Source organism: Massilia sp. FBCC-B171 (assembly GCF_059134155.1).
Window position 1 is genome coordinate 4,224,053 of the sequence record NZ_CP101443.1, and the last position, 18,243, is coordinate 4,242,295.

At 66.9% G+C, this 18,243-nt stretch carries 13 protein-coding genes; 4 read left to right on the forward strand and 9 right to left on the reverse strand.

The features are described from left to right. From NMB41_RS19160 to NMB41_RS19185, 6 genes are all read right to left on the reverse strand, one after another. On the reverse strand, window positions 1-1,215 hold the full coding sequence (locus NMB41_RS19160) for an NAD(P)/FAD-dependent oxidoreductase (RefSeq protein WP_494379390.1): 1,215 nt from the start codon (window positions 1,213-1,215) through the stop codon (window positions 1-3). Then, complete coding sequence (nirD, locus tag NMB41_RS19165) at window positions 1,212-1,553, reverse strand: nitrite reductase small subunit NirD (protein ID WP_494379391.1); 342 nt, start codon at window positions 1,551-1,553, stop codon at window positions 1,212-1,214. The genes NMB41_RS19160 and nirD overlap by 4 nt, the downstream gene beginning before the upstream one ends. A 10-nt stretch (window positions 1,554-1,563) precedes the next feature. After that, window positions 1,564-4,089 carry a nitrite reductase large subunit NirB gene (nirB, locus tag NMB41_RS19170; protein WP_494379392.1) on the reverse strand — a complete coding sequence of 842 codons (2,526 nt, stop codon included), beginning with the start codon at window positions 4,087-4,089 and terminating at the stop codon, window positions 1,564-1,566. Between the two features lie 21 nt (window positions 4,090-4,110). Next, window positions 4,111-5,403 carry an MFS transporter gene (locus tag NMB41_RS19175; RefSeq protein WP_494379393.1) on the reverse strand — a complete coding sequence of 431 codons (1,293 nt, stop codon included), beginning with the start codon at window positions 5,401-5,403 and terminating at the stop codon, window positions 4,111-4,113. 301 nt (window positions 5,404-5,704) lie between these two features. Continuing rightward, the gene (locus NMB41_RS19180; protein WP_494379394.1) at window positions 5,705-6,877 is read right to left on the reverse strand and encodes a CmpA/NrtA family ABC transporter substrate-binding protein; all 1,173 of its coding nucleotides are present in this window, start codon (window positions 6,875-6,877) and stop codon (window positions 5,705-5,707) included. Window positions 6,878-6,896: 19 nt separating this feature from the next. Further along, a complete protein-coding gene (locus tag NMB41_RS19185; RefSeq protein ID WP_494379395.1) occupies window positions 6,897-7,532 on the reverse strand; it encodes an ANTAR domain-containing response regulator in 636 nt (211 codons plus the stop codon). A gap of 160 nt (window positions 7,533-7,692) precedes the next feature. On the opposite strand from NMB41_RS19185, the gene NMB41_RS19190 reads away from it, so the two are divergent. Together NMB41_RS19190 and NMB41_RS19195 are read left to right on the forward strand one after the other, a co-directional pair. Beyond that, window positions 7,693-10,053 (forward strand): S9 family peptidase, encoded by a 2,361-nt coding sequence (locus tag NMB41_RS19190; RefSeq protein WP_494379396.1) that lies wholly within the window; start codon window positions 7,693-7,695, stop codon window positions 10,051-10,053. Between the two features lie 76 nt (window positions 10,054-10,129). Next, complete coding sequence (locus NMB41_RS19195) at window positions 10,130-12,352, forward strand: RIFT barrel domain-containing protein (RefSeq protein ID WP_494379397.1); 2,223 nt, start codon at window positions 10,130-10,132, stop codon at window positions 12,350-12,352. A 265-nt stretch (window positions 12,353-12,617) separates the two neighbouring features. Here the strand turns inward: NMB41_RS19195 and NMB41_RS19200 are convergent, their stop codons facing one another. Next, entirely contained in the window at window positions 12,618-13,853 is a 1,236-nt protein-coding gene (locus NMB41_RS19200) for a M20/M25/M40 family metallo-hydrolase (protein WP_494379398.1), read from the reverse strand. After that, window positions 13,850-15,082, reverse strand: a complete 1,233-nt coding sequence (locus NMB41_RS19205; RefSeq protein ID WP_494379399.1) for a urate hydroxylase PuuD — start codon at window positions 15,080-15,082, stop codon at window positions 13,850-13,852. Before NMB41_RS19205 ends, NMB41_RS19200 begins: the two co-directional genes overlap by 4 nt. A 102-nt stretch (window positions 15,083-15,184) precedes the next feature. Here NMB41_RS19205 and NMB41_RS19210 point away from each other — a divergent pair, with 102 nt between their 5' ends. Together NMB41_RS19210 and NMB41_RS19215 are read left to right on the forward strand one after the other, a co-directional pair. Then, window positions 15,185-16,123 carry a LysR substrate-binding domain-containing protein gene (locus tag NMB41_RS19210; RefSeq protein WP_494379400.1) on the forward strand — a complete coding sequence of 313 codons (939 nt, stop codon included), beginning with the start codon at window positions 15,185-15,187 and terminating at the stop codon, window positions 16,121-16,123. Between the two features lie 75 nt (window positions 16,124-16,198). Further along, window positions 16,199-17,953 carry an allantoate amidohydrolase gene (locus NMB41_RS19215; RefSeq protein WP_494379401.1) on the forward strand — a complete coding sequence of 585 codons (1,755 nt, stop codon included), beginning with the start codon at window positions 16,199-16,201 and terminating at the stop codon, window positions 17,951-17,953. Here the strand turns inward: NMB41_RS19215 and NMB41_RS19220 are convergent. After that, the gene (locus NMB41_RS19220; RefSeq protein ID WP_494379402.1) at window positions 17,943-18,236 is read right to left on the reverse strand and encodes a hypothetical protein; all 294 of its coding nucleotides are present in this window, start codon (window positions 18,234-18,236) and stop codon (window positions 17,943-17,945) included. The two genes, NMB41_RS19215 and NMB41_RS19220, sit on opposite strands and share 11 nt — an antisense overlap. Between the last annotated feature and the right edge of the window lie 7 nt (window positions 18,237-18,243).

The following is an 18,243-nucleotide window of genomic DNA, read 5'->3' on the forward strand; positions in this document are numbered from 1 at the left end:
TTATGGGGCGGGCGCGCACAGCGCTTCGCCGAACAGCAGGCGGTCGCGAAAACTTGAAACGTCGGCGCCGCGCTGGATCAGGTCGAAATACCAGGGACCGTCGCCGACGTCGCCCACCAGCACGGCGCCGGTGACGCGCGAGCCTTCGAGCACGAGGCGCTTGTAGACGCCCGAGCTGCGGTCGCGCAGCACCAGCTCTTCCGACCCCACGCTGCCGGCGATGTCCCCGGCCGAATACAGGTCGATGCCGGTCACCTTCAGCTTGGTCGCGGTGGCGGCCTGCACATAGCGGCGGTGCCCGGCGCCGGCCAGGTGGGCCGCGCAGACGCGGGCCTGCTCCCACACCGGGGCCACCAGGCCGAAAGTGGCGCGGCGGTGCTGCACGCATTCGCCGACGGCGTAGATGCGCGGATCATAGGTTTGCAGCGTGTCGTCGACGACAATCGCGCGTTCGCAGTGCAGGCCGGCCTCGCGCCCGAGCGCCACGTTCGGGCGCACGCCGGCGGCCATCACGACCAGGTCGGCTTTCAGTTCGCTGCCGTCGGCGAAGCGCACGCTTTCGACTTTGCCTTCGCCTGCGATCTCGCTGGTCTGGGCGTCGAGCAGGATGCGCAAGCCCGCGCGTTCGAGCGAGTCCTTCAGCAGGCGCCCTGCCTCGCCGTCGAGCTGCTGGTTCATCAGGCTCGCGGCGACGTGCACGACGGTGACGTCCATCCCGCGCCGCATCAGCGCGTGCGCCCCTTCCAGGCCGAGCAGGCCGCCGCCAATAACGACCGCGCGCCCGCCATGACGCGCAGCTGCGAGCATCGTATCGACGTCGTGCAGGTCGCGAAAGCCGACCACGCCCGGCAGCGTATTACCGGGAATCGGCAGCACGAAGGGCGTGGAGCCGGTCGCCAGCAGCAGGCGGTCGTAGGGCGCTTCCATGCCGGAGCGGGCGACGACGACGCGGCGCTTGCGGTCGATGCGCGCCACCGGGTCGCCCGCATGCAGGGTGATGCCATGTTCGGCATACCAGGCGCGCGGATGGAGCATGATCTCGTCGACGTTCTTGTCGCCAGCCAGCAGCGGAGACAGCAGCACGCGGTTGTAGTTCCCGTGCGGTTCGGCGCCGAAGACCGTGATCTCGTAGAGCTCGGGGGCGAGTTTCAACAGCTCCTCGACCGTGCGCATGCCGGCCATGCCGTTGCCGACCACGACCAGGCGCGGCTTCATGCCGAGACCCACACGGTACCGTTTTCGACCCGCACCGGAAAACTGCTCACCGAATGCGCCGGCGCTTCCAGGCATTCGCCGGTCGCCAGATCGAAGTGGTGCTTGTAGATTGGCGAGGCGACCACGATCCGTTCGCCCAGGCTGCCGACCAGGCCGCGCGAGAGCACGGCCGCGTTCGAATTCGGGTCGTAGTTATCGATCGCGAACAGCTGCTTTTCACCGACCCGGAACACGGCCACCTGGCGGCCATTGAGCAGCGCGCAGACGCCGGTGTCGGGAACGATCTCGTCGAAGGCGCAGACGGCGTTCCAGGTATTGAGTTGGATGTCTCGGTGCATGGTGTGCTCCTTAGTTGACGACTGCGATCGGGATCGTGCGGCGGCGTTCTTCGATGGTGGCGGGGCGCACCTGGCCGCGCTCGGGCATGAAGACGACGTTGTCGTCCTGCGCCGGGCTGTTCACGAAGTGGCGGAAGCGCTTGCGTACTTCCGGGTCTTCCACCGCGTTCTTCCACTCGCAGGCATAGGTATCGACCACCGCCTGCATGTCGGCTTCGAGCTCGTCGCCGATGCCGAGTTTGTCGTCGACCACGACCTGCTTCAGGTAATCCAGGCCGCCTTCCAGGTGTTCGCGCCAGGTGCTGGTGCGCTGCAGGCGGTCGGCGGTGCGCACGTAAAACATCAGGAAGCGGTCGACCAGTTTCACGACCGTCGCTTCGTCCAGGTTCGAGGCGATCAGCTCGGCGTGACGCGGTTTCATGCCGCCGTTGCCGCACACGTAGAGGTTCCAGCCCTTGTCGGTGGCGATCAGGCCGACGTCCTTGCCCTGCGCTTCGGCGCATTCGCGGGTGCAGCCGGAGACGCCGAATTTCACCTTGTGCGGCGTGCGCAAGCCCTTGTAGCGGTGTTCCAGCGCGATGGCAAAGCCCGCGCTGTCGCCCACGCCGTAGCGGCACCAGGTCGAGCCGACGCAGGATTTCACCGTGCGCAGCGACTTGCCGTAAGCGTGGCCGGACTCGAAGCCGGCGGCGATCAGTTCTTCCCAGATCGGCGGCAGCTGGTCGACGCGCGCACCGAACAGGTCGACGCGCTGGCCGCCGGTGATCTTGGTGTAGAGATTGTATTTTTTGGCGATCATGCCGACCGCGATCAGGCCGTCTGCCGTGACTTCGCCGCCCGGCATGCGCGGCACGACAGAATAGGTGCCGTCCTTCTGGATATTGCCGAGGAAGTAGTCGTTCGAATCCTGCAGGCTCGCGTGCTCGGGTTTCAGGACGAAATCGTTCCAGGTCGAGGCCAGGATATTCGCGGCGACCGGCTTGCAGATGTCGCAGCCCAGGCCCGTGCCGTGCTTGGACAGCAGTTCGCCGAAGCTGCGGATGCGGCCGACGCGCACCAGATGGTGCAATTCCTGGCGCGTGTGGTTGAAGTGTTCGCACAGCGCGCGGCTGACGGTCACACCTTGCTTGGCCAGTTCGGCATTGAGCACTTGCGTGACCAGCGGGACGCAGCCGCCGCAGGCCGTGCCGGCGGTGGTGCACTTTTTCAGGGCGCCGATGCTGGTCGCGCCATCCTGCACGGCCGCGCACAAGGCGCCTTTCGAGATATCGTTACAGGAGCAGATCTGGGCGCTGTCCGGCAGTGCCTCGACGCCGAGGCCGCGCTTCGGCGCGCCGCTGGCCTGCGGCAGGATCAGGCTTTCCGGCGCTTCCGGCAGTTCGATGCCGCTCAGGGCCATTTGCAGCAGCGTGCCGTATTCGGCAGCGTCGCCCACCAGCACGGCGCCCAGCAGGCGCTTGCCGCAGTCGCTGACGACCAGTTTTTTATAGGTCTGGCGGCGCTCGTCCAGGTACTGGACGCTGCGGCTGCCGGCAGTCGCCCCGTGGGCGTCGCCGATGCTGGCCACGTCCACGCCCATCAGTTTCAGCTTGGTGCTCAGGTCGGCGCCGGCGAAGCCGCCCGGCGCGCCGAGCACGTGACGGGCGGCGGTGCGCGCCATGTCGTAGCCGGGGGCGACCAGGCCGAACAGCTGGCCCTTCCATGCCGCGCATTCGCCGACGGCGTAGATGTGCGGATCGGACGTGAGGCAATCGTCGTCGATGGCGACGCCGCCGCGCGGGCCGAGCGTCAGTTCAGCGGCGCGGGCCAGCTCGTCGCGTGGGCGGATGCCGGCCGAGAACACGATCATGTCGGTGTCGAGGTGGGTGCCGTCGGCGAATTCCATGCGGTGCGTGCCTTCTTCGCCGTCGACGATGGCCAGTGTGTTCTTGCCGGTATGGACCGTTACGCCGAGTTCCTCGATACGGCGGCGCAGCACGCCGGCGCCAGAATCATCGACTTGCACCGCCATCAGGCGCGGCGCGAACTCGACGACGTGGGCTTCCAGGCCCAGGTCGCGCAGCGCCTTCGCGCATTCCAGGCCGAGCAGGCCGCCGCCGATGACGACGCCGGTGCGCGAACGGGCGCCGCATTCACGCATCGCTTCCAGGTCTTCGATGGTGCGGTAGACGAAACAGTCGGTACGCTCGCGGCCCGGGACCGGCGGTACGAAGGGAGAAGAGCCGGTGGCCAGCACCAGCTTGTCGTAAGGGAGAACTTCGCCGTTGGCGAGCGTCACCTTGCGTTCCGCGCGGTCGATCGCGACCACCTTGGCGTTCAGTTTCAGGCTCAGGTTGCCGCGTTCGAAAAAGCCCGGTGCGACCAGCGACAGGTCTTCCGCCGTTTTACCTGCGAAGAATTCGGACAGGTGCACGCGGTCGTAGGCCGGGCGTGGCTCTTCGCCAAGCACCGTGATGTGCAGGTGCGGCGCGGCTGCGGCGAGCGACTCGACAAATTTGTGGCCAACCATGCCGTGGCCGATGACGATGATGTTCATGCTGTTCTCCTCATTTTCCAACTAGGCACGCGCCGCGCCGGCGACGGTGGCGGTACTGCTGAAACGGGCGCCGAGTGCGCACAGGCTGGCGACGACGACGAGGCCGCCGAGGATCATCAGGGTCTCGCGCACGTTGCCGGTCCCCTTCATCAAAAAGCCCGCCAGCACCGCGCCGACGTTGCCGCCGGCGCCGACGATGCCCGCCACGCCGCCGAGGGCCGTGGGCGCAACAAACGGCACCAGCGCATAGGTCGCGCCGCAAGCCATGTGGGTGAAGAGGCCAAAGATCAGCATCGCCAGCAGGGCAAAGGCGACGCCGTCGGCGTTCGCGAACCAGAGCAGGCCCAGGCCTTCGCCGATCATCAGCACGAACAGGACCGTGACGCGGCTGTTGAGGTCACCGCGCGCTGCGCTGCGGTCCGACAGCCAGCCGCCCAGGGCCCGGGCGAACAGCGCCAGCAAGCCGAAGCTGCCGGCCGCCATGCCGGCTGCGCCGAGCGAGAGGCCATAATGGTCGACGTAATAGATGGCGGCGATGTTGTGGATGAAGATTTCGATGCCGAAGCAGGCGCCGTAGGTGACGAACAGGAGCCAGGCGCGGTGGTTGCGGCAGGCCGCCTTGAAGCTGGCCATGCCGCCCTTGCCGCCGCCCTCGAAGGGGATGCCGGCCGCGCGCAGCTCGCTGAAATTACCGCTCGGGCAGTCCTGGGTGTAGCGCCAGTAGACGGCGGCCATGATCAGCATCGCCACGCCCGGCACGATCAGCGCGATGCGCCAGCCCAGGGTTTCGCTCACGCCCGCCATGACGAGTGCGCCCAGCAGCAGCGGCATGGCCGCCTGCGCCGCGCCGCCGCCGGCATTGCCCCAGCCGGCAGCGGCCGCGTTGGCGGTGCCGACCACTTTTGGCGCGAACATCACCGAGGTGTGGTACTGGGTGATGACGAAGCTTGCGCCCACCGCGCCGATGCCGAGGCGGGCCAGCAGGAAGGTTTCGTAGCTCTGCGCAAAGGCCACGCCCAGCACCGGAATGGCGCCGAAGGCCAGCAGCGCCGTGTAGGTTTTGCGTGGACCGTAGCGGTCGCACATCGGGCCGACGATCAGGCGCACCAGGATGGTGATGGCGACGGCGGCGATGTTGATGTTGGCGATCTGCGCCACCGACAGGCCGAATTCCCCTTTAATCACCGGCATCAGCGGCGCGCAGGCGAACCAGGCGAAGAAGCAGATGAAGAAAGCGACCCAGGTCAGGTGGAAGGCCCGCATCTGGGGCGTATGGAAATCGGTGAGTGTGATGCTGCTTGCTTTGCTGGCCATGGTATCCCTCGTTCATGAAAACAAAACGGCGTCCGCGTCCCGTGGTGGTCACCAGGGAGGCGGACGCCGTTGTCCGAAAGGCCGGTCCAGCATTGGACCAACTAATGTGCTGCTGAAGGGATCGTCGTTGATCCTGACGGGGTAGTTGCAAGAGCCGTGCCAGACCCCAGGCGGGGCGGAGCGCTTAGGAGATTCGGGAGGGCGCTACATTGCAGTGCACAATGCGCTGAAATGATGCGGAACGCCGCACTGCGCTGGTTGCTGCATCATCGCGATGCAAGAGATAGACCGTAGGGTCGGCTCAGGCGTTGGCGGGCTGCGCGTCACGCTGGTGAATGCCGAACGCTTCCACATACCCAGCCGGATCGCTCCCATCCCACACCCTGCCATCCATCAGCCTGCTGCTGCGCATCTCACCCGAAGGCACGTCCACGCCGGCCAGCAGCGCCGCCTCGCGATACACGTCCACGTGATTGACCGCCTGCGCCACGCCCAGGTAGTCGGGGTCTTCGCGCAGCAGGCCCCAGCGCCGCTGCTGGGTCAGGAACCACATGCCGTCCGACAGCCAGGGGTAAGTCGCCTCGCCCTCGCCGAAGAAGCGCAGGCCGGGAAAATCGGCCTGGCGCGGCACCAGGCAGGCGCGCAGCAGGTCGATGTCGGCATGGACGAAGGCGGGGCTGGCCAGCACTTCGGCGGCCGCTTCGCGGTTGGTCGGCGAGCTGTCGAGCCAGCGCGCCGTGTCGAGCAAGGCGGCGACCAGGGCGCGGCAGGTGTTGGGGTGGCGGGCGACAAAATCGGCGCGTGCGCCGAGCGCCTTGCCGGGATGGTCGGGCCAGACCTGGCTGCTGGGCGCGACCAGCACGCCGCTCGCTTCGATCACCGCGCGCCGGCTCCAGGGCTCGCCCGCGCAGAAGCCGTCCATGTGGCCGGCTTCCAGGTTGGCCGCCATCTGGCTCGGGGGCACGGTGACGAGCTGGGTCTGGGTAAGCGGATCGATCCCGGCGGCGGCCAGCCAGTAGCACAGGAACATGGCGTGGTTCCCGGTCGGGAAGGTGTGGGCGAACGTGTAGCGGCGCGGCTGCTCGCGCATCAGTTGGGCCAGCCCGGCGCCGTCCGTCACGCCAGCCGCGGCGATGGCGCGCGAGAGCACGATCGACTGGCCGTTCTGATTCAGGTTCATCAGCACCGCCATGTCGCGCGCGGCGCTGCCGATGCCCATCTGCAGGCCGTACAGCAAGCCGTACAAGGCCTGGGCGGCATCGAGCTCGCCGCTGGTCAGGCGGTCGCGCATGCCGGACCAGGAGTGCTGCTTTTCCAGCACCAGCTTGACGCCGTATTTTTCGTCGAAGCCGAGGATGGAGGCCATCACCAGCGGCGCGCAGTCGGCCAGCGGCATGAAGCCGATCTTCAGTTCTTCCTTCTCGGGACGGTCCGATCCAACGCTGTATGCGCCCTTGCCTGCCAAGCCTGTCATGCGGTTCCTTTCGCCGGGTCTAACCCAGCAAGTCCTCGACGTCGAGGATGCGCTGCGCGATCTCGGCCAGTCTCATGTTCTTGTTCATCGCCAGGCTGCGCAGGCGGCCGTAGGCTTCGTCTTCGGTCAGGGAATGGCGCTTCATCAGCACGCCCTTGGCGCGGTCGATCACCTTGCGCTCGGCCAGCTTCTGGCGCGTGTCGGCCAGTTCGCCCAGCAGCTTCTGTTCGCGCCTGAAACGCGCCAGCGCCACGTCGAGCACCGGGCGCACCCGTTCTGCGCGCAGGCCGGCCACGATATAGGCCGAGACGCCCGCCGCCACCGCCGCTTCCATGGTCGCCGCGCTGTCGTCCTCGGTGAAGAGCACGATCGGGCGCCGTTCTTCGCGCGTGGCGATCACGATGTGTTCGAGCACGTCGCGGGCGTCGGACTCGCTGTCGACGATGATCAGGTCCGGCTGCAACTGGGCGATCCGCTCGGGCAGGAAGATGTCCGGCGGGAGCGAAGCGACGATGTCATAGCCGGACTCGAGCAGGCCGACGCGCAGCGCCGCGCTGCGGCAGGCCTGGGCGGCAAGGGCGGCGTCGCCGGCCTGTTTGTCGCCGCTGGTGACGACGACGATGCGCAGGCTGGGGGATGGGTCGGCTCGTTTCATGCACTGCAACATGCAAGAAACGGGCCAAGGACTGAACATCCGACGCCAAGTGCTTGTGAAATTTCTCGGCTCAATATCCCTGCTACATGTTGGCTGCGCTAGAATGCATTCGCATTTTTCTGGCTAGAAAGCACTTCCTTTCACTCACTCGATACCCACGATGCGACTTCCTGCACTGACTTTCCTTGCTGCGCTTTCCATCCTGCCTGCTGCGGCAGCAGCGCCCGCGCCTACGCCCATCAGCCTCGACCAGGCCATGGCCCATCCGGACTGGATCGGCAATCCGGTCGAAGCGGCGTGGTGGGGCTGGAACGGCAAGGACGTGTATTTCAAGCAGAAGCGCACCGGCTCGCAGCTGCGCGACACTTTTCTCGCGCGCCAGAACGGCGTGCAAAAAGTCGCCGACGCCGAACTGGCAACGCTCGACAGCCCGGCCGTGGTCTATGACCGTGCGCACACACGCACCATTATGGTGCGCAATGGCGACCTGTTCGAGCGCGACCTGAAGACCGGCGCACTGGTTCAAATCACGCGCGGCGTGAAAGCCGAGGACCCGCAATACGCCAGCGACGAGCGCGCGGTGCAGTTCCGCGTCGGCCACGACTGGTTCGGCTGGGACCGCGCCAGTCGCCTGCAGGGGCCGATCGCCCTGCCCCGCGCGGCCAAGGACCCAGCCGTGCAGGATCCCGACGCGCTGCGCGACATGCAGCTGCGCCTGATCACGACCCTCAAGCGCGCCAGGGACGACCGCGACGCCGCCCGCGCCCGCAGCGAGGAAGAGCGCCGCTTCGATCCGACGCGCGCGCCAGGCCCGGTCTACCTGGGCGACAAGGTCAGCATCGAAGGCAGCGCCCTGTCTCCGGATGGTCGCTACCTGGTGGTGGTCACCGCCGCCAAAGGTACGGACAAAGGACGTGTCGGCAAGATGCCGCGCTACGTCACCGAATCGGGCTATGAAGAGATGGACGACCAGCGCACCCGCGTCGGGCGCACCAATCCGGCGCCGCACGCGCTGAAACTGATCGAGCTGGCCACCGGCAAAGTGCAGGACCTGTCCTTCGACGCCCTGCCCGGCATCGCGGTCGATCCGCTGGCCAAACTGCGCGCCGAGGCCAAGCTCGATCCCCTGAAAGGAAACCGCCCGCTGCGCATCGCCGACCGCGACGACGCCGTGCGCTGGAGCCTGGACGGCAAACTGGCCGCCGTCATGCTGCGCGCGGTCGACAACAAGGACCGCTGGATCGCCACCATCGACCTCGCCGCCGCTAAACTCAAGCCCCAGCATCGCCTGAGCGACGAGGCCTGGGTCAACTTCGACAACAGCGACTTCGGCTGGCTGCCGGACAACCGCACGCTCTGGTTCACCTCCGAAGAAAGCGGCTACGCGCACCTGTACACCCAGGCGCTCGACGGCCGTGCGCGCGCGCTCACCAGCGGCAAATGGGAAGCGACCGACATCCAGTGGAGCGTGGATGGCGGCACCGCCTACCTGCTCTGCAACCGCAAGACCCCGGGCACCTATGAAGTGTGCGCCGTGAACGCCCAGGACGGCGCCACGCGCGAAGTGACCGCCCTGTCGGGCGTCGAGCGCTTCGTGCTCTCGCCCGACAGCCGCAAGCTGCTGGTGCATTATTCGTCGAGCTATATGCCGGCCCAGCTGGCCGCGGTGCCCGTCAGCGGCGGCGCGGCCGTGAAGCTGACCGATACGCGCACGGCGGAATATAAAGCGCGCAACTGGATCCAGCCCGACTACGTGGCCGTGCCTTCGAGCGACGGCGGCGACCCGGTCTGGTCCAAGCTGTACCGCCCGGCTAACATGGTGCCGGGTAAGAAATACCCGGTCGTGATGTTCGTGCACGGCGCCGGCTACCTGCAGAACACCCATCAACGCTTCCCTGTCTACTTCCGCGAGCAGATGTTCCACAACCTGCTGGTCGAGAAGGGCTACATCGTGCTCGACATGGACTACCGCGCCTCGCAGGGCTATGGCCGCAACTGGCGCACCGCGATCTACCGCCAGATGGGCCACCCGGAACTGGTCGACTATCAGGACGGCGTGCGCTACATGGTGGCCAACCACCAGGGCGATGCCGCCAATGTCGGCATCTACGGCGGCAGCTACGGCGGCTTCATGACCTTCATGGCCCTGATGCGCGCGCCGGAGATGTTCAAGTCGGGCGCGGCCCTGCGTCCGGTGACCGACTGGACCACCTACAACCACGAGTACACGGCCAACATCCTGAACACGCCCGACCTCGATCCGCAGGCCTATAAAATCTCGTCGCCGATCGAATACGCCGACAAGCTGCAGGGGAACCTCCTAATCGCGCACGGCATGGTCGACGACAACGTGTTCTACCAGGACTCGGTGCGCATGGCCCAGCGCCTGATCGAGCTGAAGAAGGACAACTGGGAGCTGGCCAGCTACCCGCTCGAACGCCACGCCTACACCCAGCCGGAAAGCTGGTTCGACCAGTACCGCCGCATTTATAAGCTGTTCGAGCGCACGCTCAAGCAGTAGTGCGGTACAAACGAGCGCCCTGCGGGGCGCTTTTTGTTTTACTGTTCGGTTTCGTTTTCCGCTTCGATCGACTTTCATGACGCTTTCCCGCCTGCCGCTCTACCTTCGTTCCGCCCTCTTCGCCGCGCTCTGCTGCGGCGCCGCCCATGCCCAGGAGGCACCGGCCTTCGTCGGCCTGCCGTCCACCGGCCAGCTCGACGCCAGCCGTGTGCTGGACGAGCGCCATGGCGCGTCCGGACGGGACAAGGAAGAGGCAAAGGAAAAGACCACGGGCCAGGAGAAAGCCGCACGTCCGCGCGCGAAAGGCGCCGCCATCCCCACCGGCGGCATCACCGGCGTCCTCATCGAAAGCACCGCGCGCGAGGACCAGGCGAACGTGCCACTCAGCTTCGGCCAGGTATTCGCCAGGGGCGACCTGCCGCGCGGCGCGGCGCTGGCGGGCAAGCTGGCCGACGGCACGGTGCTGCCGCTGCAGCTCGACGTCAAGGCCAGCCACCCGGACGGCTCGGTGCGCCACGCCGTCATCTCGGCCATCCTGCCGCGCCTGGGCGCCGGCAAGGACATCGGCCTGGCGCTGGTGAAGAGCGCGAAGAAGGCCGAGAACCCAGGCGCGCCAAAACCCGGCGCCGGCGCCGACACGGTCGTTACCATCGTCGTCGACGGCGCGCGCTACACCGCCTCGAGCGCCGCCGCGTTGAAGGGCCCGCAGGCGCAGGCCTGGCTGCATGGTCCCATCGTCACCGAACTGCAGGGCGCCGCGCCCCTGGTGGACGCGAAGGGCGCCGAACACCCGCACCTGGCGGCGCGCTTCGCGCTGCGCTGGTATGGCGCGGCGAAGAAGGCGCGCGTCGACGTCGTCATCGAGAACAACTGGGCCTATGCGCCCGACCCGCAGAACATCACTTACGACGTGACGATCATGGCGGGCGGCAAGCAGGTCTACGAGAAGCGCGGCCTGACCCACTACCACCATGCGCGCTGGCGCAGCCTGGCCTGGCTGGGAGAGGCGCCCGACCTGCACCTGCGCCATGACACGGCCTACCTGATCGACTCGCGCGCGCTGCCGAACTATGACCGCTCGGTGGCCGTGCGCGAGCGTGCCCTTGCCACGCTGGCGTCGAACTGGGGCGGCTTGACGACCGAACCGATGGGCGTCGGCCTGGCCGCACCCGCGATGCCCGCCCCCGGCGGGCGCCAGGACATCGGCCTTCTGCCCGGCTGGGCTGCGGCCTATCTGCTCAGCATGGACGAACGCGCCAAGACGGTCACGCTCGGCACCGCCGAACTGGCCGGCAGCTGGCCCATCCACTACCGCGACCAGCGCACCGGCCGGCCGGTCAGCCTGCTGGACTATCCGTACATGACACTACTGGGCAACAAGTCCGACACCCGCAATCCGAAAACCGGCAAGCAGGAAGCTTTCCCGGCCTGCCGCAAGGACCTGTGCAAGACGCCGCTCAAGCCGGACGTGTCGCACCAGCCAGGCTTCGCCTACCTGCCCTACCTCGTCACGGGCGACCATTACTACCTGGAAGAGCTGCAGTTCTGGGCCATGTACAACCTGTTTTCGTCGAATCCCGGCTACCGCAGGAATGTCCAGGGACTGCTGGCGCCGGAGCAGGTGCGCGGCCAGGCCTGGGGCCTGCGCACGCTCGGCCAGGCGGCCTACATCACGCCCGACGCCGATCCGCTCAAGCGCGACCTGAACACGCTGTTGGACAGCAACCTGGCCTGGTACAACGCCGAGTACAGCAACAACCCCGCGGCCAACAAGCTGGGCGCGATCGTCAATGGCTATGCCGTGGTCTACAAGGAGAAAACCGCGCTCGCGCCCTGGCAGGACGACTTCTTCACCGCCGCCGTGGGACACGTGGCCGAACTGGGCTTCAAGGAGGCCGAACCGCTGCTGCGCTGGAAAGCGCGCTTCCCGATCGGCCGCATGGTGGGCGACGGCGCCTGCTGGATGGCTGGCGCGAACTACACCTATACGGTGCGCGCGGCGCCTGGCGCGCCCTACTTCGACTCGATCAAGGACGCCTTCGCCGCCACGGTCGGGCGCGAGGCGGCAGAGCTGCCCTGCACCGGCAGCGAAATGGCGGCGGCCTTGAAACAAAAGGTCGGCGACATGGGCGGCTACGCGGCCGCCGTCAGCGGCTTCCCCTCGAACATGCAGCCTGCTCTCGCCTATGCCGCCGACGCCGGCGGCGCCGCCGGCCGCAAGGCCTGGACCGTGTTCATGGCGCGCGGCGTGAAACCTGATTATGGCGAGGGTCCGCAGTTCGCGATCGTGCCGCGCTGACGGCAGGTGACGCAGGGAAGAGACATAGAACCGTAGGGTGGGCACCCCGTGCCCACGCGTTACGTGCCTGTCTGGCATACACTGCGCTGACCGCTCGCTCGCACGGTATCCGGCGCCCAGGTACATCTGCTAAATGGCAGTCAGACCGTACGAGCGATTCGTCATGGGTGCAGGTGAAGCGTGCGCATGTAACGCGTGGGCACAGAGTGCCCACCCTACGGTACGCCACGGTCCCCGACAAAATGCGGTCAGAGCGATGCCAGCGCTACACAGACAGCAGATCGAACAGCGTCAGCGCCACCACCTTGGTCGCCTTGCGCAGATCCTCCAGCGCCAGCTTCTCGTCCGCCTTCTTCGCATTCGATTCCGGCACGGTCCGCGGTCCGGCGCCATACATCACCGCCGGAATGCCGCGCTCGCCGTACAGGCGCGCGTCCGCATACAGGGGCGTGCCGACGGCGGGGATGGCTTCGCCGAACACGGCCTGGGCATTGCGCTGCAGGCTCTGCACCAGCGGCGCGGCGCCGGCCAGCGGACGCAGCGCCTGCGACAGCAGCAGGCGCCGGATCTCGACCCGGATCCCGGGCAATCCCTCTACCGCCTCCTCGATCAGCGCGCGCACGCCCGCCTCGACCGCAGCCGGATCTTCCTCGGGAATCATGCGGCGGTCCATTTTCAGCACCACCTTGCCCGGCACGACATTGGTATTCGTGCCGCCATCGATGCGCCCGACCAGCATGGTCGGCGAGTCGATGCCGGCCACCGCCGACTTGATCTTTTTAAGCTCCGGCAGCTGGCCGTAGATCGCATTCAGGATGCGCGTGGCGGCCTGCAGCGCGTCGTGCGCGGTCTCCGGCATCGCACCGTGGCCGGCCTTGCCGTGTACCGTCACCTCCAGTTGCAGGCAGGCGTTGTGCGCGGTGACGACCTGGTAGCTGAAGCCGGCGGCGATCACCAGGTCGGGTTGTGTGAGCTTTTGTTCGAGCAGCCAGCCCGGGCCCAGCAAGCCGCCGAATTCTTCGTCATACGTGAAATGCAGCTCGACGCCGCCTTTCAATGTCAAGCCAAGCGCTTCGAGCGCGCGCACGGCGAAGATATAGGTCGCGAAGTCGCTTTTGGACACCGCCGCCGCGCGCCCGTACAGATAGCCATCCTCGATCTCCGCGCCATACGGCGGATGGACCCAGCCCTCGCCCGGCGGCACCACGTCGCCGTGGGCGTTGAGCGCGACGGTTGGCCCGCCCGCGCCATACGGCCGGCGCACGATCAGGTTGGTGATGCTCTCCATGCCGTAGTCGCGCACCTGCTGCACCGGCACGGCGTGGCGCTCGGCCTCCCAGCCAAAGCCGGCGACCATGCCCGCCACGGCCTCGGTATGCGGTGCGTTATTGCCGGGCGGGGTATCGGTCGGGATGCGCACCACCGACTGTAAAAATGCGACCTGTTCGTCGAAGTGGGCATCGATCCAGTCGAGCAGTTGCTGTTGCGTGGAGGTGCTCATTGCTTGGCTCCAGTTTTGGCACCGGCTTCGAACCAGGCGCCGACCTGCGCCCGCTCGGCGTCGGTCATGTGGGTGAGGTTCGCCAGCGGCATCGCTTTCAGCTGGACCGTCTGCTGGTAGATGCGCGCCGCGTGCTGGCTGACGAGTGCGGGCGAATCGAGCATCACGCCGGCCGGCGCGGCGGGAAAGCCCGGCTGGGTCGGCTGGACCGCATGGCAGCTGACGCAGCGCTGGCCGACGATGGCGGTCACCTGGGTGAACTGGGCCGCCGCGTCCAGCCCCGGCTGTTGCGCGACGGGCGCTTTTGGCGCGATCAGCACCGCCAGCACGGCCAGCAGCGCCACCCCGGCGGCCGGATACTTCCACTCGACGCGGCCCTTGTGGCGCAGGTTGAAGAAGTGGCGGATCAACACGCCCGCCGCCATGATCACCGCCAGCACCGCCCAGGCGTGCTCGTGGCGGTAGGTCATCGCGTAGTGGTTGCTGATCATGAGGAAGAGCACCGGCAGCGTGAAGTAATTGTTGTGGACCGAGCGCTGCTTGGCGCGGATGCCGTAAACGGGATCGGGCTTCTGGCCGGCCATCATGGCGTTGACCATCTTGCGCTGGCCGGGGATGATCACATGGGCCACGTTGGCCACCATGATGGTGCCGATCATCGCGCCAACATGCAGATAGGCTGCACGCCCGCTGAGCAGGTGGGTGAGAACGTAACTCGCGGCCACCAGCAGCACGAAGATGACGGCGCCGAAGGCCAGGTCGTGCTTGCCCAGCGGTGACTTGCAGAGCAGGTCGTAGACCAGCCAGCCCACTACCAGGCTGCCAAGACCGATGCCGACCGCCTGCCAGCTGGTGAGGTCGGCCACGCTGCGGTCGACCATCATCGCCTGCGCGTTCAGGTAGTAGACGATGAACAGCAGCGCGAAGCCCGACAGCCAGGTCGAATAGGCTTCCCATTTGAACCAGTGCAGTTCCTTCGGCAGCGTGGCCGGCGCCACCAGGTATTTTTGCGGATTATAAAAGCCGCCGCCATGCACGGCCCAGAGTTCGCCGGCCACGCCTTTTTGCGCCAGGTCGGACCCCGGCGCCGGCGGCCGGATCGTGTTGTCGAGCCAGACGAAATAAAAGGAAGCGCCGATCCACGCGATGCCGGTGATGATGTGCAGCCAGCGCACGAGCAGATTGAGCCATTCGAGGCCGTAGGGCCCCAGGTGTCCGAACACGTCCATGCATAGTCCTTGTCAGTATTTCATTGACGATAGCCCGATTTCATTTTGTTCAACATGAAACTTGACGTATATTCGACATACCCAATTGCATATATACCAAACATGGCCGCCCTGCCCCAGCACCTGGATATCCACCTGATCCGTATCCTCTACCTGCTGCTGGTCGAGAAAAACGTCTCGCGGGTGGCCCTGAAACTGAACCAGCCGCAGCCCTCGATCTCGGCCTCGCTGCGCAAACTGCGCGAACTGACGGGCGACCCGCTGCTGGTGCGCGGTGCGCGCGGCATGGTCCCGACCCAGCACGGGGAAAGCCTGCTCAAACCCGCCAAGCGCATCCTCGACGAGACCGAGAGCCTGTTCATCAAGAAGTCGGCCTTCGTGCCCGAGGAAGCGGCGCGCACCTTCCACATCGCCGCGCCCGACTACCTCGACACCCAGTTCCTGCCCAACGTGGTGGCCGCCGTGCGGCGCGGCTCGCCCAACAGCCGGGTGGCGATCCACGGCATGGGCGCGGGCGCCGACTACCTGCGCATGCTGTCGGACGGCGAAATGGACCTGGTGATCGCCAACTGGGACGAGCCGCCCGCGCACCTGCACATCTCGAAACTGTTCGAAGATCCGATCGTCTGCACCATGCGCGCCGACAGCCCGTACGCCAAGCGCACTGCGGCCGACGCCATGACCATCGAAGACTACCTCAGTTTGCCGCACGTGGCGCCCTCGCAGACGCTGCCGGGCTACCACGGCGTGATCGACTCCTTCCTCGCGCGCCAGGGCATGCACAGGAAGATCGCGGTCGAGTCGCCCTATTTCGGCCTGATCCCCTACATGCTGACCCAGACCGACCTGGTACTCACCACCGGGCGCCAGTTCATGCGCTTTTACGAGAAGACGCTTCCGCTCAAGACGTTTACGATGCCATTGAAATTCCCGCCGATGCGCTTCTACCAGCTCTGGCACCAGCGCGTGCACCAGTCGCCGGAACACAAATGGCTGCGCGACCAGGTGAGCCAGGCGGCGCGCGCGCTGATCCAGAAGTAGGCGGTATATCCGCAGCCTGATAATGGAACCACGCGCAGGATTTATCATCGAACGCTTGACCACCCGAGGCCGACCATGACCACGCTTGCAAGCCTGAACTCTCTTGACGATGCCGCCTTTGCCGCGGCCCTGAACGGCATCTACGAGCACTCGCCCTGGATCGCCGAACGCGCGGCAAGCCGGCGTCCGTTCGCCACCCTCGCCGCGCTCAAGCTTGCGCTGCAGGAGGTGGTCGGCGCAGCCAGCGAGGACGAGCGCCTGGCGCTGCTGCGCGCCCACCCCGAGCTGGCGGGCAAGGCGGCCATTGCCGGCGAGCTGACCGAAGAGTCGACGGGCGAACAGGCCGCATCCGGCCTGAACCAGTGCAGCGCCGAGGAATACGCCTGCCTGCAGCAGCTCAACGGCGAGTACAACGACAAGTTCGGCTTCCCCTTCATCCTGGCCGTGAAAGGCCCGACCGGGCGCGGCCTCACGCGCAGCGCCATCATCGACACCTTCGCCCGGCGCCTGAAGAATGCCCGCGCCGGCGAGCTGGCCGAGGCCCTGCGCCAGGTGCACCGCATCGCCGAGATCCGCCTCAACGTCCTGCTCGATGTCGTGCCTTCCATGGGCGCGCAGGTGATGGACTGGTGCGAAACGATCGGCGAGTGGAGCGATGCCGAGACGGGCCTGACCTGCGCCTACCTGACCCCCGCGCACCGGCGCACGGCCGCGCGCATCGTCAACTGGATGATCGACGCCGGCATGGACGCGCACATCGACGCGGTGGGCAATGTGGTCGGACGCTACGCCGCGCTCGACGTGAATGCGAAATCGCTGATGACGGGCTCGCACTACGACACCGTCATCAATGGCGGCAAGTACGACGGGCGCCTGGGCATCCTGCTGCCGATCGCGGTCGCGGCGCACTTGCACGCGCGCGGCGAGCGCCTGCCCTTCCACCTGGACGTGATCGGCTTCGCGGAAGAAGAAGGCGTGCGCTTCCGCAGCACCTTCCTCGGCAGCAGTGCGATCACCGGGCGGTTCGATCCGGCGCTGCTGGACGCGGTCGATGCGGACGGCGTCACCCTGCGCGAAGCGATCGTCTCAACGGGCCACGATCCCGCCACGATCCCCGCCCTTGCGCGCAAGCCCGATGAGCTGCTCGGCTTCGTCGAAGTCCATATCGAACAGGGACCGGTGCTGCTCGAACGCGGCCTGCCGGTGGGCGTGGTGACGGCGATTGCCGGCAGCTCGCGCTACCTGGTCGAACTGACGGGCGTGGCCAGCCATGCCGGCACCACGCCGATGGGCTTGCGGCGCGATGCGGCCGCCGCCGCCGCCGAGATCGTGCTGCTGGTCGAGGGGCGTTGCAGCGGGGTCGCCTCCCTGGTCGGTACCGTCGGCCAGCTCGAAGTGCCGGGCGGTTCGGTGAACGTGATTCCGGGCGCCTGCAAGCTTTCGCTCGACATCCGCGCCGCCGATGACGCCGTGCGCCTGGCGGCCGTCGACGATATCCTGGCCGGGATCTCGGCGATCTGTGCGCGGCGCGGGATCGAGGAAAAGCTGTGGAAGATCGTCGAGGCCGATGCAGCGCCCTGCGCGCCGCACCTGATGGATTTGCTGGGTGCGGCAGTCGAACGCCAGGGCCTGCCGCGCTTCGATTTGCTGTCGGGCGCCGGTCACGACGCGATGCAGATGGCGCAGCTGACCGAGGTCGCGATGCTGTTCACGCGCTGCGGCAATGGCGGCATCAGCCACAATCGGCTCGAGACGATGACGGCGGACGATGCCGAGCTGGCGGCGCAGGTGCTGCTCGACTTCCTGCGCCAGCTCGAGGTCAAGGAGTAAGTGGGCGCCTGGCGGTACCGGGAAGCGTGCCGCGTACTGTCAGCACGATGGACAGGCCAATCGACGCCAGCAGTAGCGGACCGGCCAGCCGCTCTCCTCCCAGCAGCATCAGAAAGCCAAACCAGAATCCGATGGACCAGAGCAGGCAGCAGGCGATCAGCTTGAAGGGATTGCGCGGCGCGGACGATGCAGCCTGCATGATTTGCGGTGCGCCGCAGACCGGGCAGACTGGGGTGCCGTCATGCGGGCCGCTGGCACAACCCGGGCAATACACCATGTCCATGTTCGCT

Excerpts from the sequence above, each read along its gene's own strand:
- NMB41_RS19220 (WP_494379402.1), bottom strand. The coding sequence starts at position 18,236 with ATGGACATGGTGTATTGCCCGGGTTGTGCCAGCGGCCCGCATGACGGC.
- NMB41_RS19180 (WP_494379394.1), bottom strand. The coding sequence starts at position 6,877 with ATGACAGGCTTGGCAGGCAAGGGCGCATACAGCGTTGGATCGGACCGT.
- NMB41_RS19210 (WP_494379400.1), top strand. The coding sequence starts at position 15,185 with ATGGCCGCCCTGCCCCAGCACCTGGATATCCACCTGATCCGTATCCTC.
- NMB41_RS19160 (WP_494379390.1), bottom strand. The coding sequence starts at position 1,215 with ATGAAGCCGCGCCTGGTCGTGGTCGGCAACGGCATGGCCGGCATGCGC.
- NMB41_RS19195 (WP_494379397.1), top strand. The coding sequence starts at position 10,130 with ATGACGCTTTCCCGCCTGCCGCTCTACCTTCGTTCCGCCCTCTTCGCC.
- NMB41_RS19190 (WP_494379396.1), top strand. The coding sequence starts at position 7,693 with ATGCGACTTCCTGCACTGACTTTCCTTGCTGCGCTTTCCATCCTGCCT.
- NMB41_RS19185 (WP_494379395.1), bottom strand. The coding sequence starts at position 7,532 with ATGAAACGAGCCGACCCATCCCCCAGCCTGCGCATCGTCGTCGTCACC.
- NMB41_RS19215 (WP_494379401.1), top strand. The coding sequence starts at position 16,199 with ATGACCACGCTTGCAAGCCTGAACTCTCTTGACGATGCCGCCTTTGCC.
- NMB41_RS19200 (WP_494379398.1), bottom strand. The coding sequence starts at position 13,853 with ATGAGCACCTCCACGCAACAGCAACTGCTCGACTGGATCGATGCCCAC.
- NMB41_RS19175 (WP_494379393.1), bottom strand. The coding sequence starts at position 5,403 with ATGGCCAGCAAAGCAAGCAGCATCACACTCACCGATTTCCATACGCCC.
- NMB41_RS19205 (WP_494379399.1), bottom strand. The coding sequence starts at position 15,082 with ATGGACGTGTTCGGACACCTGGGGCCCTACGGCCTCGAATGGCTCAAT.
- nirB (WP_494379392.1), bottom strand. The coding sequence starts at position 4,089 with ATGAACATCATCGTCATCGGCCACGGCATGGTTGGCCACAAATTTGTC.
- nirD (WP_494379391.1), bottom strand. The coding sequence starts at position 1,553 with ATGCACCGAGACATCCAACTCAATACCTGGAACGCCGTCTGCGCCTTC.